16 protein-coding genes and 3 pseudogenes are annotated in these 15685 nt (G+C 71.9%); 7 read left to right on the top strand and 12 right to left on the bottom strand.

Annotated elements, in window-relative coordinates:
- Positions 1-41: 41 nt before the first annotated feature.
- The 8 genes from ASC99_RS05860 to ASC99_RS05825 form a co-directional block, all read right to left on the bottom strand.
- A complete protein-coding gene (locus tag ASC99_RS05860; protein WP_057229004.1) occupies positions 42-1094 on the bottom strand; it encodes a glycerate kinase in 1053 nt (350 codons plus the stop codon).
- Positions 1091-1912, bottom strand: a complete 822-nt coding sequence (locus ASC99_RS05855) for a sugar phosphate isomerase/epimerase (protein WP_057229002.1) — start codon at positions 1910-1912, stop codon at positions 1091-1093. Before ASC99_RS05855 ends, ASC99_RS05860 begins: the two co-directional genes overlap by 4 nt.
- Positions 1909-3012 (bottom strand): dihydrodipicolinate synthase family protein, encoded by a 1104-nt coding sequence (locus ASC99_RS05850; RefSeq protein WP_157531398.1) that lies wholly within the window; start codon positions 3010-3012, stop codon positions 1909-1911. The genes ASC99_RS05855 and ASC99_RS05850 overlap by 4 nt, the downstream gene beginning before the upstream one ends.
- Positions 3013-3050: 38 nt before the next feature.
- The gene (locus tag ASC99_RS05845) at positions 3051-4202 is read right to left on the bottom strand and encodes a Gfo/Idh/MocA family protein (RefSeq protein WP_057228998.1); all 1152 of its coding nucleotides are present in this window, start codon (positions 4200-4202) and stop codon (positions 3051-3053) included.
- Between the two features lie 27 nt (positions 4203-4229).
- The gene (locus ASC99_RS05840) at positions 4230-5210 is read right to left on the bottom strand and encodes a hydroxyacid dehydrogenase (RefSeq protein ID WP_057229245.1); all 981 of its coding nucleotides are present in this window, start codon (positions 5208-5210) and stop codon (positions 4230-4232) included.
- 101 nt (positions 5211-5311) lie between these two features.
- Entirely contained in the window at positions 5312-6211 is a 900-nt protein-coding gene (locus tag ASC99_RS05835; protein ID WP_057228996.1) for a carbohydrate ABC transporter permease, read from the bottom strand.
- The gene (locus ASC99_RS05830) at positions 6208-7125 is read right to left on the bottom strand and encodes a carbohydrate ABC transporter permease (RefSeq protein WP_057228994.1); all 918 of its coding nucleotides are present in this window, start codon (positions 7123-7125) and stop codon (positions 6208-6210) included. The genes ASC99_RS05835 and ASC99_RS05830 overlap by 4 nt, the downstream gene beginning before the upstream one ends.
- Positions 7122-8465, bottom strand: a complete 1344-nt coding sequence (locus ASC99_RS05825; protein WP_057228992.1) for an ABC transporter substrate-binding protein — start codon at positions 8463-8465, stop codon at positions 7122-7124. The genes ASC99_RS05830 and ASC99_RS05825 overlap by 4 nt, the downstream gene beginning before the upstream one ends.
- Positions 8466-8697: 232 nt before the next feature.
- Between ASC99_RS05825 and ASC99_RS40105 the strand changes: the two are divergent.
- Positions 8698-9039: pseudogene (locus tag ASC99_RS40105) on the top strand (DUF2264 domain-containing protein); the annotation flags it as partial.
- A gap of 62 nt (positions 9040-9101) precedes the next feature.
- Here ASC99_RS40105 and ASC99_RS42025 read toward each other — a convergent pair.
- Positions 9102-9180, bottom strand: a pseudogene (locus tag ASC99_RS42025) (TetR/AcrR family transcriptional regulator); the annotation flags it as partial.
- Between ASC99_RS42025 and ASC99_RS40095 the strand changes: the two are divergent.
- The 3 genes and pseudogenes from ASC99_RS40095 to ASC99_RS05815 form a co-directional block, all read left to right on the top strand.
- Positions 9149-9634 (top strand): annotated as a pseudogene (locus ASC99_RS40095) (DUF2264 domain-containing protein); the annotation flags it as partial. The pseudogenes ASC99_RS42025 and ASC99_RS40095 overlap by 32 nt on opposite strands.
- A gap of 48 nt (positions 9635-9682) precedes the next feature.
- Positions 9683-10450, top strand: a complete 768-nt coding sequence (locus ASC99_RS40090; protein WP_235583007.1) for a hypothetical protein — start codon at positions 9683-9685, stop codon at positions 10448-10450.
- Entirely contained in the window at positions 10447-11190 is a 744-nt protein-coding gene (locus tag ASC99_RS05815) for a sugar phosphate isomerase/epimerase (RefSeq protein ID WP_057228991.1), read from the top strand. Before ASC99_RS40090 ends, ASC99_RS05815 begins: the two co-directional genes overlap by 4 nt.
- A 17-nt stretch (positions 11191-11207) precedes the next feature.
- Here the strand turns inward: ASC99_RS05815 and ASC99_RS05810 are convergent, their stop codons facing one another.
- Complete coding sequence (locus ASC99_RS05810) at positions 11208-11978, bottom strand: SDR family oxidoreductase (protein ID WP_057228989.1); 771 nt, start codon at positions 11976-11978, stop codon at positions 11208-11210.
- A 95-nt stretch (positions 11979-12073) separates the two neighbouring features.
- Here ASC99_RS05810 and ASC99_RS05805 point away from each other — a divergent pair, with 95 nt between their 5' ends.
- Both ASC99_RS05805 and ASC99_RS05800 read left to right on the top strand, forming a co-directional pair.
- On the top strand, positions 12074-12697 hold the full coding sequence (locus tag ASC99_RS05805; RefSeq protein WP_057228988.1) for a TetR/AcrR family transcriptional regulator: 624 nt from the start codon (positions 12074-12076) through the stop codon (positions 12695-12697).
- A gap of 161 nt (positions 12698-12858) precedes the next feature.
- Entirely contained in the window at positions 12859-13152 is a 294-nt protein-coding gene (locus tag ASC99_RS05800) for a hypothetical protein (RefSeq protein ID WP_057228986.1), read from the top strand.
- Positions 13153-13189: 37 nt separating this feature from the next.
- Here the strand turns inward: ASC99_RS05800 and ASC99_RS05795 are convergent, their stop codons facing one another.
- Positions 13190-13993, bottom strand: coding sequence for an AraC family transcriptional regulator (locus tag ASC99_RS05795; RefSeq protein ID WP_057228984.1), 804 nt, complete (start codon positions 13991-13993; stop codon positions 13190-13192).
- Between the two features lie 49 nt (positions 13994-14042).
- Here ASC99_RS05795 and ASC99_RS05790 point away from each other — a divergent pair, with 49 nt between their 5' ends.
- Positions 14043-14498, top strand: coding sequence for a DUF2000 domain-containing protein (locus ASC99_RS05790; RefSeq protein ID WP_057228982.1), 456 nt, complete (start codon positions 14043-14045; stop codon positions 14496-14498).
- A gap of 9 nt (positions 14499-14507) precedes the next feature.
- Here the strand turns inward: ASC99_RS05790 and ASC99_RS05785 are convergent, their stop codons facing one another.
- A complete protein-coding gene (locus ASC99_RS05785) occupies positions 14508-15512 on the bottom strand; it encodes a HEAT repeat domain-containing protein (RefSeq protein ID WP_157531392.1) in 1005 nt (334 codons plus the stop codon).
- Positions 15513-15685: the final 173 nt, after the last annotated feature.

Raw genomic sequence — 15685 nt, 5'->3', positions numbered from 1 at the left:
CGCTGTTCGGGGCTCCGGCGGGAACCTGGGCCGACCGTGGGTCAGGCCGAGTTCGCCAGGGTGGCCCCGGCGGTGCGGAGCCAGTGCAGGGGGCGGGCGAGGGCTTCGGCGGTGGAGCCGGCCAGGGCGGTCAGGGTGAGGGCGGGGAGGGTGGCGGCGCCGGCCACGACGGTGGTGTGGGTGTGGGCGGCGCGGTGGAGGACTTCGCCGACGGCCTTTCCCTGCAGGGAGGTTGCGTCGAAGCGGCCCTCTCCGGTGATGACCAGGTCGGCGTCGGCCACGGCGGCGGTGAGGCCAAGCAGGTCGGCGATGGCCGGGGCGCCTGGGGTCGACTTGGCTCCCCAGGCGGTGTGCAGGCCGTAGGCGGTACCGCCCGCTGCGCCCGCGCCCGGCTGGTCCGGATCGCCGCCCAGCAGGTCGGCCAGCCGGCCGAGCGCCTGGTCGAGCCGGGCCACGTCCGCGGCGGTGGCGCCTTTCTGCGGGCCATAGACGGTGGCGGCGCCTGACGGGCCGAGCAGCGGGTTGGTCACGTCGGTCAGCAGCAGCACCCCACCGGGCGGCATCGGCCGCAACGCCGAACAGTCGACCCTGGCGAGGGAAGACAGAGCAGCGCCACCGTCGGGGAGTTGACGACCACTGGCGTCCAGCATCAATAGCCCGAGCGCAGCCAGCAGCCCGGCCCCGCCGTCCGTGGAGGCCGAGCCGCCGAGGCCGATCAGCAGCCGTCGGGCACCCCGGTCCAGCGCGGCCGCGACGACCTCGCCCGTACCCCGGGTGGTCGCGGTGAGCGGGGCCAGACGGTCGAGCAGCGGGAGGCCGCTGGCGGTGGCGAGCTCCACCACGGCCGTCCCGTCCGGGATCAGAGCGTACTGCCCGGTGACCGAACGCCCGTCCGGACCGGTGCAGTTGGGCACCGACACCAGCTCGCCGCCCGCGCCGACGGCGGCGAGGGTGCCCTCGCCGCCGTCCGCCATCGGCCGCAGCACCAGGTGGTCGGACGGCCTGACGGAGCGCCAGCCCGCCGCCAGCGCCTCGGCCGCCTCGACCGCAGTGGCCGTCCCCTTGAAGGAGTCCGGCACGATGACGACCTTCACCGAGGTTCCACGTACGTACGGTGCCGCTCGACCATCGTGGCCAGGGTCTCAGCGCCAGGGGTGTCCCAGACCTGCTGGTTGAAGATCTCCACCTCGATCCAGCCGTCGTACCCGGCACCTGCGACCATCGCCCCCAGCGCGCCGAAGTCGATGCAGCCGTCCCCGACATGGCCGCGTCCGAGCAGTGCGTCGGCGGGCAGCGGCAGGGTCCAGTCGCAGACCTGGTACGCCGCGATCCGCTCGCCCGCCCGGGCGATCTGCGCGGGCAGGTCCGGGTCCCACCAGACGTGGTAGCTGTCGACCACCACGCCCACCTGGGAGACCGGGAACGCTTCGGCGAGGTCCAGCGCCTGGCCGAGAGTGGAGACCACCGCCCGGTCCGCGCAGAACATCGGGTGCAGCGGCTCGATCGCCAGCCGGACACCCAAGTCACCCGCATGCGGGGCGAGTTCGGCCAGCATGGTACGCACCCGTCCCCGGGCGCCGACCAGGTCGCGGGAGCCACCGGGGAGGCCGCCGACCACCAGCACCAGGGTGTCGGTGCCGAGTTCGGCCGCCTCCTCGATCGCCTGCAGGTTGTCGGCCAGCGCGGTCCTCTGGCCCTCCCCCGTGTCGGCGGTCAGGAAGCCGCCCCGGCAGAGGCTGCTGACGGCCAGTCCGGCGTCGCGGCAGAGCTTCGCGGCCCGCTCGACGCCGACCTCGGCCACCTTGTCCCGCCACAGGCCGATCGCCGGGATGCCCGCGTCGACGCAGCCCTGCACCGCCTCCGGCAGCGACCAGCCCTTGGTGCTGATCTGATTGAGCGACAGCCTGGTCACGCCGTCACCCCCGCCGTCACCGCGAGGTACTCCCGCATCCGCCGGGCGGCCAGCTCAGGGTCGGGCAACACACCGGCGGCATCAGCCAGTTGGAAGAGCTCGACCAGGTGGGGCACCGACCGCGCGCTCTGCGCCCCGGCGACCATGGTGAAGTGCTCCTGATGCCCCGCCAGCCAGGCCAGGAAGACGATCCCGGTCTTGTAGTGGTAGGTCGGCGCGCCGAACAGGTGCCGGGCCAGCGGCAGGGTCGGGCCGAACAGCGCGTCGTACCGGTCGAGGTCGCCCGCGTCCAGCGCGCCCAGCGCGGCGGCGGCCACCCCGGCGACCGGGTCGAAGATGCCCAACAGGGCGTCGCTGTAGCCGAGTTCGTCGCCCCGGATCAGCTCCGGGTAGTTGAAGTCGTCGCCGGTGTAGAGTCGGACACCGGCCGGGAGCGCCCGCCGCAGCGCGATCTCGCGGTCCGCGTCCAGCAGCGAGACCTTGATGCCGTCGATCCGGCCGGTGTGCTCGCCGATCAGGGTCAGCACCGTCTCGGTGGCGCGGTCCAGGTCGGCCGACCCCCAGTACCCGGCCAGCGCCGGGTCGAACATCTCGCCCAGCCAGTGCAGGATCACCGGCTGCGCGGACTGCCCGATCAGCTTCCCGTAGACCGCGAGGTAGTCCTCCGGTCCACGGGCGGTGGCGGCCAGCGCTCGGCTGGCCATCAGGATCGGCTGTGCGCCGGCCTGCTCGACCACCGCCAACTGCTCTTCGTAGGCGGCGAGTACGCCGTCCAGCGACGGGGCGGCGAGCTGGTCGGTGCCGACCCCGCAGGCCAGTCGGCCGCCCACCGCGCGGGCCTCGGCGCCGGAGCGGGTGATCAGTTCACGGGTCGCTGCCCAGTCCAGGCCCATGCCGCGCTGCGCGGTGTCCATCGCGTCGGCGATGCCGAGTCCGAGCGACCAGAGGTGGTGCCGGAAGGCGAGGGTGGCGTCCCAGTCGAGGACGGCCGGTGCACCCGGAGCATTCGTGCCGAGCGGATCGGCCACCACGTGCGCGGCGGCGTACACGACCCGGGAGACCGGGGCCGGACCGGCCGGCAGCGCCAACGGCTCCCGCATCCGGTACGGGCCGACACCCGGCAGGTTCAGCGAGACGGTCACAGCGTCAGCTCCGGCACGTCGAACCGGCGGCCCTCGCGGGCCGACCGCAGCCCCAGCTCCGCCAGTTGGACGCCCTTGGCGCCCTCCAGCAGGTCCCAGCGGTACTCCGACCCGGTCACCACATGGCGCAGGAAGAGCTCCCACTGCACCTTGAAGCCGTTGTCGAACTCGCCGTTGTCCGGCACCTGCTGCCACTGCGTACGGAACGACTCACCGGCCGGCAGGTCGGGGTTCCAGACCGGCTTCGGGGTCGAACCCCGGTGCTGGATCCGGCAGTTGCGCAGGCCCGCGACCGCACTGCCCTCGGTGCCGTCCACCTGGAACTCGACCAGCTCGTCGCGGTCCACCCGCACCGCCCAGGAGGAGTTGATCTGCGCGGTCACACCGCCCGCCAACTCGAAGACGCCGTACGCCGCGTCGTCCGCCGTCGCCGGGTAGGCCGCGCCCTGCTCGTCCACCCGGGTCGGGATGTGGGTGGCGGTGTGCGCGTACACCGAGCGGACCGGGGCGATGATGTTGTCCAGCACGTAGCGCCAGTGCGGGAACATGTCCAGGATCATCCCGCCGCCGTCCTCGGCCCGGTAGTTCCAGGACGGGCGCTGGGCGCTCTGCCAGTCGCCCTCGAAGACCCAGTAGCCGAACTCGCCGCGCACGGACAGGATCCGGCCGAAGAAGCCGCCGTCCACCAACCGCTTGAGCTTGATCAGGCCGGGCAGGAAGAGCTTGTCCTGCACCGCGCCGTTGCACACCCCTGCGGCGGTCGCCAGGCGGGCCAACTCCAGCGCGCTGGAAAGGGACTCGGCGGTCGGCTTCTCGGTGTAGATGTGCTTGCCGGCCGCGATCGCGGTACGCAGCGCGGCTTCCCGGGCCGGGGTGACCTGGGCGTCGAAGTAGATCTCGGCCAGCGGGTGGGCGAGTGCCTCGTCCAGCGAGGTGGTCCAGTGGGTGAGGCCGTGCCGGTCGGCCAGCTCCTTGAGCTTGAGCTCGCTCCGGCCGACCAGGATCGGTTCGGGCCACAGCACCTCGCCGTCGCCGAGGGCGAGACCGCCCTGCTCGCGGATGGCGAGGATCGAACGGACCAGGTGCTGGCGGTAACCCATCCGCCCGGTGACGCCGTTCATCACGACGCCGATGACCCTGCGGGACATCACAACACTCCTAACAGATAGTCAAGTTCACGCGCTGGTGGAGATGTCCTGCGGCAGCACGGGGTGGGCGAACGGCCGGCCGGCCGCGTAGCGGGCCAGCTCGTCGGCGGCCGCCACGGCCATCCGGTGCAGCTCGCCGCCGAGCGATCCGGCGACATGCGGGGTGAGCAGCACGTTCGGCAGCTCGTAGAGCGGGGAGTCGGCGGGCAGCACCTCGGGGATGGTGACGTCCAGCACCGCGTTCAGCCGTCCGGGCAGCAGCTCGGCGAGCAGGGCGTCCTGGTCGATCAGCGAGCCGCGCGAGGTGTTGATCAGGGTGGCGCCGTCCCGCATCAGGGCGAGCCGGCGGGCGTCGATCAGGTGGTGGGTCTCGGCGAGTTCGGGGGCGTGCACGCTCACCACGTCGGCAGCGGCACAGAGTTCGTCCAGCTCGACCGCCCGGGTACCGAGCGCGAGCGCCTCCTCCGCCGTCACGTACGGGTCGTGCAGCAGCAGGTCGAGGTCGTGCGGCCGGAGCAGCTCGATCACCCGGCGGCCGATCCGGGAGGCGCCGATGATGCCCACCGTGCGGCGGTAGTTGCCGGTGCCGGCGTATGCGCGCTGCCAGTCGTGCGGGGCGCGCCTGGCGCGGTAGTCCTCGCGGATCCGGAACAGCTGCTTGTTGGCGAACAGCACGGCGGCGACGGTGTATTCGGCGACCGGGAGGGCGTTGGCCCAGGCGGCGGAGGTGACCTGGAGGCCGCGCTGCCAGCAGGCGTCGGTGATGTGGTGCTTGACCGATCCGGCAGCGTGGATCACCGCGCGCAGCTGCGGGGCGGCGGCCAGTACGGCCTCGTCCAGCGGCGGGCAGCCCCAGCTGCTGACGATCACCTCGGCCTCCCGCAAGGCGGCGGCGGCGGCCGGTTCGGTGAAGTCGTCCACCACCAACAGCGGGTCGAGGTCCGCGAGTTCGGCGAGCCGGGCGAGCGTACCGGGGTCGATCAGCTGCTCGGCCAGGTCGCGCTGCATGGCCAGCAGGGCACGCGGGCGGCGGAGCGGGCGGCCCGGTGGGACGGGCGCCGGTGCGAGGTCGGGCACGCGGGTCTCCTGAACAGGCTGAGTGAAGGTGGTCATTTGACGCTCCCGGCGGTGAGCCCGGCCTTCCAGTGCCGCTGCAGGGCCACGAAGGCGACCACCAGCGGGACGACGGCGAGCAGCGAGCCGATCACCACCAGCGGGTAGTACTCGGGGAAGGCGCGGGTCTGGGCGTTCCAGCTGTACAGGCCGAGGCTGACCGGGAAGAGCCGGTTGTCGGAGAGCATCACCAGCGGCAGGAAGAAGTTGTTCCAGATCGCGGTGAACTGGAACAGGAACACCGTCACGAAGCCGGGCATCACCATCTTGAGCCCGATCGACCAGAAGGTGCGCAACTCCCCCGCACCGTCCATCCGGGCCGCCTCCAGCACCTCGCCGGGGACGTACCCGGCGCAGAACACCCGGGCCAGATAGACGCCGAAGGGGTTGACCAGCGAGGGCAGGAAGACCGCCCAGAAGGTGTTCACCAGGTGCAGTTCGGAGGCGAGCAGGTACATCGGCAGGGCGAGCGCGGTGGTCGGCACCAGCACGCCGAGCAGCACCAGACCGAAGACCTTCTCCTTGCCGGGGAAGGCGTAGACGTGGAAGGCGTAGCCGGCGCAGACGCAGACGAACGCGCAGAGCACGGCCCCGATCCCGGCGTACAGCAGGGAGTTGAGGTACCAGCGGAAGTAGATGCCGTCACCGGCTTCGGCCAGTGCGCTCAGGTTGGCGCCGAGGTTCCAGCGGTCCGGGGTGAGCGCCCGGCCGCCGATCAGGTCGCCGGTGTTCTTGGCGGAGGCGGTGACCAGCCAGCCGAGCGGGAGCAGGGTGTAGGCGGTGGCCAGCAACAGCGTGCCGTTGACCGCGGTCTTCGACAACGACCAGGGCCGGCGCGGGCGTTGGCGTTCGGTCTCGCTCACCGAAGGCCGGGGCGGGGAGAGCAGGGTGGTCATCCGGTGACCTCCGTCCGTTTGCCCGCGCGGCCCCGGCCGAGTCGGGTGACCACGAAGGAGAGCGCGGCGGCGGTGAGTGCGAGCAGCACCGAGGAGGCCGCGGCCAGTCCGTAGTCACCGCGTTCGAAGGCGGCGGTGTAGGCGTACATGTTGGGGGTCCAGGTGCTGATGACGCCGGGTGAGACGCCGTGCAGGATCATCGGCTCGGTGAACAGCTGGAGCGAGCCGATCAGGGTGAACAGACCGACCATCGTGAGCGAGGCCCGGATCAGCGGGATCTTGATGTTCAGCGCGGTGCGCAGCGGCCCGGCGCCGTCCACCACGGCGGCCTCCAGCACCTCGCGCGGGATGGCCTGCAGCGCGGCGTAGAAGATCACCATGTTGTAGCCGGTCCACTCCCAGAGCGCGATGTTCACCACGGCGGGGAGCGGACTGCCGAGCAGGTCAGGATGCGAGCCGACCGCGTCCAGCGCACTGATCACCGGGCTGATGCCGGGGGTGTAGAGGTACATCCAGATCAGCGCCGCGATGATGCCGGGCACCGCGTGCGGCAGGAACAGCGCCAGTTGGAAGAACCGGCGGGCCCGGGCGAGCGCGGAGTCCAGCAGCAGGGCCAGCAGCAGCGACAGGCCGACCATCAGCGGGATGTACAGCAGGCAGTACTGGGCCGTGGTCAGGAACCCGGCCCGGAACGCCTCGTCGCCGAGCGCCCGGGTGTAGTTCGACAGACCGGTGAAGACGGTCTCGGCGCCGCCGAAGCCGAGTCCTGAACTGCGCTCGGTGTACAGGCTGAGGTAGAGCGCGTAGCCGATCGGGATGAGCGTGCAGGCGGTGAAGAGGACCAGGAACGGGGCGAGCAGCGCACCCACCGCCCCGTACCTGCTCCGCCGGACGCCTTTGGTGGGCGTGGTCACTCGGCGACCTTGAGCCCGCGGTTCTTCAGCTCGGCGACGGTGGCCTTCTGCGCGCCGTCCGTGGCCTGGCCGAGGGTGCCGCCGCTGCCGAGCTTGCCGAAGGCGTCCTTCAGCGAGGTGTTGGTGGCACCCATCGCCGGGCCCCAGCTCCAGTTCGGCTTGATGGACTTGGCCGCGTCGACGTAGATCGAGTAGATGTCCTGGCCGCCGTAGAAGGCAGTGTCGAAGGCCGCCTTGGCGACCGGGATCAGCTCGGGCGAGGCCGGGTAGGCGGAGGAGGTGCCGGAGGCGATCCGGGCCTTGATGCCCTCGGGGGTGGTGGTGGCCCAGGTGGCGAACTCGACGGCGGCTTTGGCCTTCTTGCTGTCCTTGGAGACCGCGAAGGTGGTGCCGCCGAGCATGCCGCTGGCGGGGCTGCCGTCCCAGCTCGGCATCGGGGCGACCGCCCACTTGCCGGTGCCGTCCGGCACCGAGGACTTCAGCACACCGCCGCCCCAGGAGGCGCCGAGGTAGCCGGCCGTCTCGCCCTTCTGCAGCGAGGCGGTCCACTGCTGGCTGAACGAGGGCATCGAGCGGACCAGGTCGTCGGCGATCATCTTCTGCCAGTAGTCGGCGACCTTGGTGGTCTCGGCGCTGGTCAGGTTGACCTTCCAGCTGTCGCCCTGGGTGCCGAACCACTTGGCGCCGGCCTGCCAGGAGAGCGCCTCGAAGGTGCTCGGGTCGTCCGGGAAGAAGGTGGCGATCCGGGTGTTCGGATCGGCCTGCTTGAGCTTCTCGGCGGCGGTGCGGAACTCGTCCCAGGTCTTCGGCACGGTGATCCCGGCCTTCTCGAACAGGTCCTTGCGGTAGTAGAAGGCCTGCGGGGCGGCGTCCAGCGGGAGCGCCCAGTTCTTGCCGCCGAGGGTGGTCAGCTCGACCGACTGCGGCAGGTACTTGGCCTTCAGGTCGGCGCTGACCAGCTTGGAGATGTCCTGCACGGCGCCCTGGCTGACGAAGTCGGGCAGCTGCGGGTACTCGACGTTGAAGACGTCGGGGGCGTTGCCCGCCTTCACCGCGTTGGCAATCTTCGCGTAGCCGCCCGCGTTGCCGGAGGGGATCTCCTCGAAGGTGATCTGGGTGTTCGGGTGCGAGGCGTTGAAGGCCGCGACCACGTCCTTGGTGCCCTTGGCCCAGCCCCAGAAGGTGAGGCTGACCGGCTTGCCGTCATTGACCTCGGCGCTCGGCTGGTCGGCGCTGCCCGTGCTGCCGCTGCTGCCGCAGGCGGCGACCAGGGAGAGCGAGAGCGCGGAGGCGGCCGCGAGGAGGAGGGCTCTGCGGGGGCGGGTGGGGGAAGAGGGCATGGCACGGCTCCAGTACGGGGGGATCGAGAAGGCCGATTTGACCCTGGACCGCCTTGCTTACGGCGATCTGACGAGGTGTGATCGCCATCTTGGGGCGGTCGGCGATCGGAGTCAAGGGATTGAGATCAAATGATCTGAACTGATCTCTTAACAGATCATTCGATCCGCAGTCCTTGACGCATGATCAGCGCCCTCCTAGATTCGGCGGGTAGCCCCGGACAGAGGACCCGCCATGCCCGTCTTTCCCTTCCCGCTGCCCCCCGAGGACCGCGAGCTCAGCCCGCACACCGGTTGGACCAGGGCGCACTGGGAGGCCGTCGCCGACGGCCTGCTGGCCGCCGTCCGGCCGTACGCCAGCCCCGGCCAGGCCCTGATCGACCTGCCGGGCCCACGTGCCAGCTGGTCAGGGCCACGCTCGGACGGCCTGGAGGGGTACGCCCGCACCTTCCTGCTGGCCGCCTTCCGGGTGGCCGGGGCCGACGGCGCCGACCCGGCCGGGCTGCTCGAGCGGTACGCGGCCGGGCTGGCGGCGGGCACCCTGGCCCCGACCAGCTCGCGCGAGCTGACTCCCGGCGACGAGTCCTGGCCGGTGATCACCGATCGGGGCCAGGCCATGGTGGAGGCCGCCTCGATCCTCGATCTCCGCCGCCCAGAGCGGGAAGTCGACCGCGCACAGCTCCTCGATCACGGCCGCGCGCGAACGGAAGTACTCGTACCGGATCGAACAGTGGTATCTCGGCGAGGGCTGGTACACCGACGGCCGCCCGCGCGCCTTCGACCACTACAACGGATGGGCGCTGCACCTCTACCCCGTCCTGCACGCCCACCTGTCGGCCGACCCGCCGCTGCTGGCCCGCTACGGCGACCGGCTCGCCGCCCACCTGGACGGCTACGCCCGAACCTTCGGCGGCGACGGCGCCCCGATCCACCAGGGCCGCTCGCTCAGCTACCGGTTCGCCGCCGCAGCCCCGCTCTGGGCGGGCGCACTGGCCGGGCGCACCCCGCTGAGCCCAGGCACCACCCGGCGGATCGCCTCCGGCACCCTGCGGCACTTCCTCGACCGGGGCGCGGCCGGCCCCGACGGGCTGCTCTCGCTCGGCTGGTACGGGCCGTACCCGCCGCTGGTCCAGTCCTACTCCGGGCCCGCCTCGCCGTACTGGGCCAGCAAGGGTTTCGTCGGCCTGCTGCTGCCGCCGACCCACCCGGTCTGGACGGCGGTGGAGGAGCCCGCCCCGGCCGAACGCGCCGACACGGTCCACCCGCTGCCGGTGCCCGGGTGGCTGATCCAGTCGACCGCCGACGACGGTGTGGTGCGGCTGCACAACCACGGCAGCGACGACCAGCCGGTGGACGAGGCGCACCCTGACGACCCGTTGTACGCGAGGCTCGCGCACTCCACCGTGACCGGGCCGTCTGCCCTGCCCGACAACCACTTCGGGCTGCTCCGCGATGGTGTCGTCAGTGAACGAGGCCGGATCACCCCGCTCGGCGCGGGCGACGGCTGGGCCGCCTCCAGCCACTCCCCCTGGGACGGCGTCACCGTCACCTCGCTCACCCTGGCCCACGGCGCGGACGAGATCCGGGCTCACCTGGTGACCGGCGCCCTGGCCGGAACCCCGGTGCACCAAGGGGGTTGGGCCGTCGCCGGCAGCTCCGTCTCCTTGGCGGTCACCGACGGCACCGCCTGGGCCCGGACGCCGGACCTGAGCTCGGCACTGCGCCCCCTGCACGGCTTCGGCCCCGCCTCGGTGTACGAGCTGCCGGACGGTACGGCCTTCGGGCCCGTCGGCGCGCTGCCCGCACTCACCGGGACGACCAGCGACGGGCTGTTCGTCTGCGCGGCCCGGCTCGGGCGCTCCGCGCAGTACGGTTTCCCCGGCCTCCAAGTCTCCGTGGACGGACCGCGTCTGCGAGTTCGGTGGCCCGACGGCTCCTGCCACCAGGCCGAGTTGGCCGAAGGAAAGGTGACGGTGATGCAGTCATGAAGTGGGCCTTCTCCACCCTCGGCCTGCCGGACGTCCAGCTGCCGGAGGTGCTGCGCCTCGCCACCACCCACGGCTGGTCAGGCGTGGAACTCCGCTGCGCCACCGGCCAGCCGATCCACCTCGGCCTCTCCGCCGCCGAACGGGCTTCCGTCGTCCGGCAGTTCTCTGCCGCCGAGGTCCAGCCGCTGGCCGTCTGCTCGTACGTCCGGATCGCCACGCCGGGCGATGACGCCCCGGTACTCGCCGAACTCCTCGACCATGTACGGCTGGCAGCCGACCTGGGCGCCCCGTACGTCCGGGTCTTCCCGCGCGGCGACGACCCCACCGCCGTCCGCCGCCTGACCGCCGCCGCTCCGACGGCCGACGCGGTGGGCGTCCGGATCCTGGTCGAGACCCATGACACCCACCGCGCCGCAGCCGACGTCGCCCGGCTCGCCGCCCAGGTCAACTCCCCTTCCGTGGGCGGACTCTGGGACCTCATGCACACCTGGCTGGCCGGCGAATCCCCCGCCGCCTCGCACGCCGCCCTGGCCCCCCACCTCGGCTACGTCCAGATCAAGGACATCGCCTCCCCCGACGACCTCACCCCCCTGCCGCTGGGCGCCGGTGTCCTGCCGATCGCCGACTGCCTGCGCCTGCTCCCCGCCGGCACCTGGGTCTCCTGGGAGTACGAGGCCCCCTGGCACCCCACCGCCGCCCCGTTCGCCCCGCTGCTCGCCCGCCTGCCGGTCGCGCCCTGACGGGACGTCGACTCGGACTACACCCCCAGTGCGGAGCCGCCGCTGGCATCCAGCGTCTGGCCGGTGACCCAGCGGGCGTCGTCGGAGGCCACGAACGCGACCACGTCGGCTATGTCGCCCGGCTGGCCGACCCGGCCGAAGACGGAGTAGGCCGCCACCTCGGCATGGACCTCCGGGTCGGCCAGCCAGGGGTTGATGTCGGTGGCGACGACCCCCGGGCTGACCGAGTTCACCGTGATCCCGCGCGGCCCGAGATCCTGGGCGAGGGTCAGGGTCAGGACGTCCAGCGCACCCTTGGTCATCGAGTAGGCGGCGATGGCCGGGTAGGCGATCCGGGTGGCTCCGGAGGAGATGTTGATGATCCTGCCACCGTCCCGCAGCCGGTCGAGCCCCTGGCGGATGACGAAGAACGGCGCCTTGACGTTGACCGCGAAGACCCGGTCGTAGTCCGCCTCGGTCACCTCGTGGATTCGACCGGGGGCGGCGATGCCGGCGTTGTTGACCAGGATGTCCAACCCGGTCGCACCCTCGCTGTGCTCGGCCAACGCGGCGTCGAACGCCTCCCAGAGCGCCTCTGCGTCACCGGGCACGCCCAGCTCGGCGCCGATGGCGAACGCCCGGCCGCCGTCGGCCCTGATCGCCTTGACGGTCAGCTCGGCGGCCTCCCGGTTGCTGCCGTAGTGCACGGCGACCAGGGCACCCTCACGCGCCAGCCGCTCGGCGATGCCCCGGCCGATGCCCCGGCTGCCGCCCGTGACCAGTGCCGTCCTGCCTGCAAGCGAACCCATGGCTACGCCCTCATTCCCGCGCGATTATTTCTGTAGCGATCGCTACCGAACGAGACCGTAGCACTCTTCTGTAGTGCCCGATATAGAATTTCCCCATGGCCGCCGATCAGCCCCACGAGCAGTCCGCAGTCCCGCGCGGGCGTCCCCGCTCCTTCGACCGCGAGGCCGCCCTCGCGCAGGCCGTGGCCCTGTTCTGGGAGCACGGCTACGAGGCGACCTCGGTCGCCGATCTCACCGCCGCCATGGGCATCCGCCCACCGAGCCTCTACGCGGCGTTCGGCGACAAGCGCTCCCTGTTCGAGGAAGTCGTGGCCAGCTACCAGCAGACGCACGGCGCAGTGCTGCCGCGCGCGCTGAACGGGGAGCCGACCGCCCGGGCGGGCATCGCGCGGATGCTGCACGCGGCGGCGGCCGAGTACACCGACCCGGCCCACCCGTGGGGCTGCCTGCTGACCAGCTCGACCGTCAACTGCACGACACGCGAGGTGGAGCGCGAGCTGCGAAGCGTACGCAACGGCAACGTCCGGGCTCTGGAGTCCCGCATCCGCGCCGACGTCGCGGCCGGCCACGAGCCACCCGGTACCGACGCCGCCGCACTGGCCGTCTTCGTCGGGACGGTCCTGCAGGGCATGTCCCAACGGGCCCGCGACGGCGCGACCCAGGCCGAGCTCGAGCAGGTCGCCGACTTCGCGATGCGAGCCTGGCCCGAACAGGCTTAGCGACAAAGGCCCGTTGGGCCGAGGCCAGCCGGATTCCGCCTGATGCCACGGGCCGGGCGGGGCTCACCTCGCCTGTATGGCGCAGAGCAGCGCGCAGGTGACGGGCGGAGCTGGTCGACTGGGCCGGGCACGGCAAAACCCTCTCGATATCGGAGCCCAGCATGGCGATCATCGTGATCTTCGAACTGCCCGGCATGACCCAGGCCGCCTACGAGCAGACCACCATCAAGGTGGGCGGTCCCGGCGGGGTCAAGAGCCCCGCCGACTGGCCGGTGGCCGGGCTCATCTCGCACACCGCCGGGCCGACCCCGGACGGGTGGTGCGTTGTCGATGTCTGGGAGTCCGAGGAAGCGTTCCGGCAGTTCGGCGAGATCATCGTGCCGATCCTGCGGGAGGTCGGTGCTCCGGACGTGCAGCCGAAGATCTACCCGGTGTTCAACCAGGTGACCCGGTAGCCGCCCAGCCCGGTACGGCGGTACGGCTGACCTCGGCTCAACTGGCGGCGCCGGTACGGGCGTAGCGGCCCGGGGTGATGCCCCAGACCCGTTTGAAGTGCCGGGTGAAGTGGGACTGGTCGTAGAAGCCGACGGCGATCGCCACCTCACCCGGCGGCCGTCCGTCGAGCAGCAGTCGACGCGCCAGGTCGACCCGCCGCGACGTCACGTACTGGTGCGGTGCGATACCGAACGCAGCGCTGAACGCCCGTACCAGGTGCGCGGGGTGGGCGTGCAGCAGGCGGGCGGCCTGGTCCAGGGTGGTGGCCTCGGTCAGGCGCTCGTCGAGCAGGTCGCGCAGGTGCTGGGCGACACCCTGGCCGGGCACCGCGTTGCCGACCACCGGCCGGGGCCGCAGGTGCGCGCGCAGGCGTTGGCTGATGAGGGCGAGACGACTCTCCGCCTCCAGCTCGTCCCCCGGGATGGCGAGCGCGGTGTGCAACTGCCCGATGCGAGCGCGCAGTACGGGGTCGGTGAGGTCGGGGCCGTCGACCGCCGGGCCGATGAAGCTCGCGTCCAGCTGGGTCATGTCGAGGTAGAGCACCCGCTTGCGGAAGCCGCCGGCGGTGGCCGGTGAGCCGTTGTGCGGGACCAGTGGCGGGAGCAGGCTGACGGTGTCGCCCGGGGTACCCCGCTGGTGGCGGTCCAGGTCGTAGCGGACCGCGCCGTCGTCGACGATCAGCAGGGTCCAGCTGTCGTGCACGTGCATCGGGTACGCGTGCTCGGTGAACCGGGCATGGAAGACCTCCGTGACGCCCGGGACCGACGGGCGCCAAGCGGAGATCTCCTGGCGGGGCGTCATGCAAGGAACGTACAAGACGGCGAAGGCGCCCACCCCGCAGTCTCAAGACATGAGAACGAACGACAAGACCGAACCCGGGGGCACCAGCGACCCCGTCCGCTTCGACACGAAGATCGCTGTACTGCTGCGCGAGGACCTGGAGCCCTGGCAGCGGCTGAACGTGACCGCCTTCCTGGTCAGCGGCCTCGGCACGGCGGCACCCGAACTGATCGGCGAGCCGTACGCGGATGCCGACGACGTCGCGTACCTGCCGATGTTCCGTCAGCCGGTGCTGGTCTTCGAGGGGACGAAGGAGCTGCTGACCACCGCGCACGGGCGTGCCCTGTCCCGTTCGCTGCCGACGGCCGTGTTCACTTCGGACCTGTTCGCCACGGGCAACGACCACGACAACCGGGCGGCCGTACGGGCGGTGGGGACACACCACCTCGACGTGGTGGGGCTGGCCGTCCATGGGCCGCGCAATGCGGTGGACAAGGTCCTCAAGGGCGCGCGGATGCATCCCTGACGCGACGGTTCAGGCCAGGTCGGCGAGGACCAGGTCGACGGCGCGCAGGGGGTCACCGCCCGCGCGGGCAATCAGCGCCTCGACGTCGTAGCTCGACGAGCCGACGTCGAGGGTCAGTCCCTCCTCGAAGCGACCGGCGAGGACGGCGACGCCCACGTCGGGCCGGAGCCGATCGAGGGTCGACAGCAGCTCCCAGTAGTGCGACTCCAGTTGGGCCTGCTGCACCGGGTCGCAGGCTCGCACGGCGGCGGCCACCCCGGGGCCGGCGGGATCGTACGTCAGCAGAGCCGGCAGGAGTTCCGGGGCGCCCATGAGCTGCGCCGCGTCAAACGTGAGGGTGAGCGCGCCCTCGGGGTCGTCGAGCAGTTCTGTCAGCAGCGGCACGGCGCGGGGGTCACGTCGGCGGGCGAGCCCTCGGATGCCTTCCTCCCGGGCATCCGGGTATCCGTCGCTCACCCGCTCCCAGAGCGCGGCCCGGATCTCGGGGCTGTCGACCTCGGCCTGGAATCCCAGGGTGAACGTCGCCCAGTTGCGGACCTCCGGCTCCTCGTCACGGGTCAGCGTGATGAGCGCCCGGATCTCCGGCCCGTCCGGCCGGCCCGTGACCAGACCGGCGAACGAGCAGGCCACCTCCCGACGGACCTCGGCGTCGGGATGCCCGGCGAACCCGACCAGGACGGGCACGGCGCGCTGGTCGTACGTCCGCTCGACCGCGTGCACCAGGGACCGCAGCACCTCGACCGCGGTCTCCCGCTCGGCCAGCGCGACCAGCGCGGTCGCCGTCTCGGTGCGGATCTCCTCGTTCTGATCGGCGGCATCACCCAACAGGTCACACCCCGTCCTGCGCTCGGCCGGTTCACCGGAAAGGATCAGCTCCAGCCCGACCAGCAGCGCCGTCGGCCCGTCAGCGGCCGCCTGCCACAACAAGGCTCGGTACTCGCCCCAGTCGCCCGCCTCGGCGGCAACCCCCGCCGTCGCCAGCGCCCGTCCGACCAGTTCCGCCACCGTGTCCATCGGGCCATTCTCGACCTCCACGCCGTCGACCGCGCCGGCGTCCCCCGGCGCTACCTTCCGGAGGACCACCCGCGCGGAACCTGACCACAGAACTCAGGAGCGCTTCTTCCGCGAGCCGGCCGAGATGCTCGCCGGCGGGCCGCCGCCGACCGGGCATCCGGTGCAGCCGGGGC

The sequence above is a fragment of the Kitasatospora sp. Root107 genome (assembly GCF_001424875.1).
In the GTDB taxonomy this organism is placed as follows: Bacteria; Actinomycetota; Actinomycetes; order Streptomycetales; family Streptomycetaceae; genus Kitasatospora.
Note: the sequence above shows the minus strand (reverse complement) of the source record. Positions and strands in the feature narration are given on the sequence as shown.